Source organism: Moorena sp. SIO4E2, assembly GCF_010671945.1.
GTDB classification, from domain to species: Bacteria; Cyanobacteriota; Cyanobacteriia; order Cyanobacteriales; family Coleofasciculaceae; genus Moorena; species Moorena producens.
This window is the reverse complement of sequence record NZ_JAAHIE010000487.1, coordinates 1-5475: the sequence shown is the minus strand read 5'-3', so window position 1 is coordinate 5475 and position 5475 is coordinate 1. Positions and strand designations below refer to the sequence as shown.

The following is a 5475-nucleotide window of genomic DNA, read 5'->3' as shown; positions in this document are numbered from 1 at the left end:
CAACGAACTCTATTAATAGCCAAAATTTCCTGTTGCGATTAGTCTTCTTTGTCATAGCCATCATTGTCAATCTAAATGCTTCTGACTTCTAGCCTATTGACTAAAAAAATAGGTGTATAGGAGTTTGATATAAAAAATTTTGATGGTATTTAATGGAAAATATACCTAAATAAAAATAGTAATTTTAAATATGAAGTAATAAACTAAAATATCCTAAAATAAAAACAAATAAAAATTGCTGATTACCTAACACAAATCGAAATCTACATGGCAGAATTTAGGTAAGCATTCAGCGGTCAGCCATCAGCTATCAGCTAATGCGCTATGCGCACGCTACGCGAACAGCTTATGGGAGTTAAGTATCACAGGCTGGAAGCCTGTTCTACCTCTTGCCTCTTGCCTCTTGCCTCTTGCCTCTTGCCTACTCCCTACTCCCTGCTCCCTGCTCCCTGCTCCCTTTCTTATGATAAATACCATGACCAACCAAAAATCTCAACAACAGTTCCTTGAATACATCGCTGACCAGATTTTCCCGATATCGAAAAGATCCAAAACCCAAAAACTATGCTTTCTACTGCGTTTTAGTCCTGAAAACTGGCAAGAAGAGAATGTGGAGATTGCTCGCAAAATGGACGAAAAACTGGGAGCGTTTAATGAACAGAGCATTAATGCTACCCTGGCCGAAGTATTGAAAAAGCTGAAAAAGCAGTTTGGGGAGGAAATGAATAAAAATGGCGTAAATTGGGAGAATAAACGAGGAAGACCAGCGGATGACAAACAATCTCCTTGGCGAATTGCTTATGGCTGGTTATGGGATCATAAATTCCCTTACTGGCAAATGGATGGGCTTTGGCAAACCCTGATTAAAAAAGCGGCATCTCCTTCCTATTGGCTTCGTTTTACTCCAGATCCTAATCACAAAGGCTTGGTTGTACCCCCAGGTAAAAAGGACGAACCACCTGTAATTGGTTTAAACATTCCCTACTCTATGCATGTGGAACTAGATTGTGACCAACAGCATCTATTGTTATTAAATCGCGGTTTAGATACCAAATATGTAGTTTGTCCTTCCCAAGCTTTTGCTCCAGTTAATCGACTCAAAGATAAGACAATGCTGATGCCTCAGTCAGGGGCAATGTGTGAAGAGATAAAATTTGATACGGTAGGGCAAGAGGAATTTCTGGCTATTGTCTTAGAAGAGTCTTTAGATTTTCCTTGGTTAACGCCTAATCAAGAAGAACCAGCTCCGATTTGGAATCCCGAACGGCTTAAGGAATTGTGGACAAGGTTGGGAGAAGATAGCAATAATTGGCAAGCATTTTATCGCTCATTCCAGGTAGTAGAAGCATTTGCTTAGAATTAGGTAACAGGAAACAGAATAGGAAAATATGGATGAACAAAGAATTGACGCTTATTTAAACCTGATCCAACAACTGCTGCAATGCCCCAATGGACAGGAAATAGAAATACTGCAGGCCAACCAAGAACTAGTGAATTGGAAGTTGGTCGATATTATGGAAGCAGTAGCAGCACACATGGAAGAGACAGGGAATGGAGATATTGCCAATTGGTTGTTAAACTTGGCAGGGGAATTAGCAGAGATACTCGGGATTTCCCCGACTGAAGTTCCTTTAGAAGACTATCTCAATTTCCTACAGTCCATCTTGGAAGCAGTTGCAACTGACCATAGTCCTCAGTCAGTTTACCCCCTACTGGAACAGAACCTCGACAAGCTAGATGAAAAATTAGGGCAGATCCTGCAAGATTGGGCAAAGGAAACCATCCCTCAACTTCAGCCAGAAGAAGCTGAATATGTTGCTAGAGTTATTGGCGAGTTCGGGAATTTGATTGGACAATTTCCTCTGGGTAATAGAGCCAGTAACCTAGAAATTGCCATTGCTAGTTATGAAGTCATGGCCACAGTTTTTACCTTGGAGGCATTTCCCCAAGATTGGGCATCCACTCAAAACAATCTCGGTGTTGCCTACTGGCACAGAATAAAAGGAGATAGAGCCGAGAATATCAAACAAGCTATCACTGCTTATGAAAATGCCCTACAAATCCGTACCAAATCAGCATTTCCCCAAGATTGGGCAGCGACTCAAAACAATATCGGTGGTGCCTACTCTGATAGAATAAAAGGAGATAGAACCGAGAATATCGAACAAGCCATCACTGCTTATCAACATGCCCTACAAATCTATACCAAGTCAGCATTTCCCCAAGATTGGGCAACCACTCAAAACAATCTCGGTGTTGCCTACTGCCACAGAATAAAAGGAGATAGAGCCGATAATATCGAACAAGCTATAGCTTATTATATAAATGCCCTACAAATCCGTACCAAATCAGCATTTCCCCAAGATTGGGCAGCGACTCAAAACAATCTCGCTGCTGCCTACTCTGATAGAATAAAAGGAGATAGAGCCGAGAATATCGAACAAGCCATCACTGCTTATCAACATGCCCTACAAATCTATACCAAGTCAGCATTTCCCCAAGATTGGGCAACCACTCAAAACAATCTCGGTGTTGCCTACTGCCACAGAATAAAAGGAGATAGAGCCGAGAATATCGAACAAGCCATCACTGCTTTTATAGATGCCCTACAAATCCGTACCAAGTCCGCATTTCCCCACGATTGGGCAAACACTCAAACCATTCTCGGTGCTGCCTACTATGACAGAATAAAAGGAGATAGAGCCGAGAATATCGAACAAGCCATCACTGCTTTTCAACATGCCCTACAAATCTATACCAAGTCAGCATTTCCCAAAGATTGGGCATCCACTCAAAACAATCTCGGTGTTGCCTACTGGCACAGAATAAAAGGAGATAGAGCCGAGAATATCGAACAAGCTATCACTGCTTTTCAACATGCCCTACAAATCCGTACCAAGTCAGCATTTCCCCAAGATTGGGCAATGACTCAAACCAATCTCGGTGGTGCCTACTATAAAAGAATAAAAGGGGATAGAGCCGATAATATCGAACAAGCCATCGCTGCTTTTATAGATGCCCTACAAATCCATACCAAGTCCGCATTTCCCTACCATTGGGCAATGACTCAACACAATCTCGGCATTGCCTACTCTAATAGAATAAAAGGAGATAGAGCCGATAATATCGAACAAGCCATCGCTGCTTTTATAGATGCCCTACAAATCCATACCAAGTCCGCATTTCCCCAAGATTGGGCAATGACTCAACACAATCTCGGCATTGCCTACTCTGATAGAATAAAAGGGGAGAAAGCCGAGAATATCGAACAAGCCATCGCTCATCATCAAAATGCCCTACAAATCTTTACAAAGTCAGCATTTACTAAAGATTGGGCAAACACTCAAACCCATCTCGGCGCTGCCTACGGTGACAGAATCAAAGGGGAGGAAGCAGATAATATCGAACAAGTCATTGCTCATTATAAAAATGCCCTAGACATCTATACAAAGTCCAAATTTCCCCAAAAATGGGCAATCACTCAACACCATCTCGGCGCTGCCTACTCTAATAGAATAAAAGGGGAGAGAGCCGATAATATCGAACAAGCCATCGCTCATCATCAAAATGCCCTACAAATCCATACCAAGTCCGCATTTCCCCACCATTGGGCAAGGACTCAAAACCATCTTGGTATTGCCTACTATGACAGAATCAAAGGGGAAAAAGCCGATAATATCGAACAAGCAATCACTGCTTATAAAAATGCTTTACAAATTTATACCAAGTCCGCATTTTTCCAGGATTGGGCAACCATTAAAAACAATATCGGCAATGCCTACGTTGACAGAATCAAAGGGAATAAATCCGATAATATTGAACAAGCCATCGCTGCTTTTATAAATGCCCTACAAATCCGTACCAAGTCCGCATTTCCCCACGATTGGGCAATGACTCAAAACAATATCGGCATTGCCTACTTCTACAGAATCAAAGGGGAAAGATCCGATAATATCGAACAAGCAATTGCTCATTATATAAATGCCCTACAAATCCATACCAAGTCCGCATTTCCCCACGATTGGGCATCCACTCAAAACAATCTCGGTAATGCCTACTTGTTCAAAATCAAAGGAGATAGATCCGAAAATATTGAACAAGCCATTGCTCATTTTATAAATGCCCTACAAATCCGTACTAATTCCGGATTTCGCCAAGATTGGGCAACTACTCAAGACAATCTCGGCCTTGCCTACTTGCTCAAAATCAAAGGAGATAGATCCGAGAATATCGAACAAGCCATCGCTCATCATAAAAATGCCCTACAAATCCGTACCAAGTCAGCATTTCCGAAAGATTGGGCATCCACTCAAAACCATCTCGGCGCTGCCTACAATAATAGAATAAAAGGAGATAGAGCCGATAATATCGAACAAGCCATCGCTGCTTTTATAGATGCCCTACAAATCCATACCAAGTCCGCATTTCCCCACGATTGGGCAATGACTCAAGGCAATCTCGGTGGTGCCTACTATAAAAGAATAAAAGGGGATAGAGCCGATAATATCGAACAAGCCATCGCTGCTTTTATAGATGCCCTACAAATCCATACCAAGTCCGCATTTCCCCACGATTGGGCAATGACTCAACACAATTTCGGCATTGCCTACTTATACAGAATCAAAGGGAACAGAGCAGATAATATCGGACAAGCGATCGCTCATTATAGAAATGCCCTACAAATTTGGACTCCGGAAAACTTCCCCATTAAGTGCCTAATAGCTAGTGGCAATTTAGGTAACCTTGCTCTAGAAAATAACAATTGGCAACTAGCTATCGAAGGCTATGCCCTAGCTATCCAAGCGGTAGAACAAAGCCGGAGTTGGGCAATTGATGAGGAGCGTCGCCAACAGATTCTTTGTAATTCCATAGACGTATATCGCAACATAGTACAAGCTTGCCTCAACTTAGGAGAAATCGAGAAAGCAGTGGAATATGCTGAACGTTCTCGTGCCCAACGGTTGGTAGATATGATGGCTAGTAATGAACTCTACCAAGGGGGAGAAATTATCCCAGAACTAGAACAGCATTTGCAGGACTACGAGGAACTGCAACGACGTATCAATCTCCTCCGTTTTGGTTCTGTGTCCGAGGCTGTTCCAGTTTTGGCAGGAACTCGTAAGAAAACCATGTCATTGGAAATGGGAGTAAAGCAATCTGATCAATCCTTGACTAGGGAAGCTTTATTAGCATACCAGAAAGAAATCCAGACATTAGAGCAACAAAAACAGCAAGTTTGGCAACAACTGCGCCGCTATGACCCGGTTTTGGCAGGACAAATTCAAGTGGAGCATCTTGATTGGGAGCAAATCCAGCAGTTAATCCAGGAACCAACCACTGCTATCCTCAGTTTTTACACAACAAGAGAGCATACCCATATTTTTATCCTGTTTAAGGATCGCAGTCCTCAAGTTTTCACTTGTCAAGGACAGGGGTGGAAAACTTTACAGATTTGGATCTTCAATAATTGGTTCA

The 5475-nt window shown here is 42.1% G+C and carries 3 protein-coding genes; all 3 read left to right on the top strand.

Annotated elements, in window-relative coordinates:
• The first annotated feature begins 324 nt into the window (after positions 1 to 324).
• Positions 325 to 510: a hypothetical protein gene (locus tag F6K37_RS31165; RefSeq protein ID WP_287254416.1), complete on the top strand. Its 186-nt coding sequence runs from the start codon at positions 325 to 327 to the stop codon at positions 508 to 510.
• Positions 476 to 1357, top strand: coding sequence for a hypothetical protein (locus F6K37_RS31160; protein WP_287254414.1), 882 nt, complete (start codon positions 476 to 478; stop codon positions 1355 to 1357). Before F6K37_RS31165 ends, F6K37_RS31160 begins: the two co-directional genes overlap by 35 nt.
• A 31-nt stretch (positions 1358 to 1388) precedes the next feature.
• Positions 1389 to 5475 (top strand): tetratricopeptide repeat protein (locus tag F6K37_RS31155; protein WP_287254412.1); only part of this gene is annotated, 4087 nt, incomplete at its 3' end.

Coding starts and splice junctions, on each gene's coding strand:
- F6K37_RS31160 (WP_287254414.1), top strand. CDS start 476: ATGACCAACCAAAAATCTCAACAACAGTTCCTTGAATACATCGCTGAC.
- F6K37_RS31165 (WP_287254416.1), top strand. CDS start 325: ATGCGCACGCTACGCGAACAGCTTATGGGAGTTAAGTATCACAGGCTG.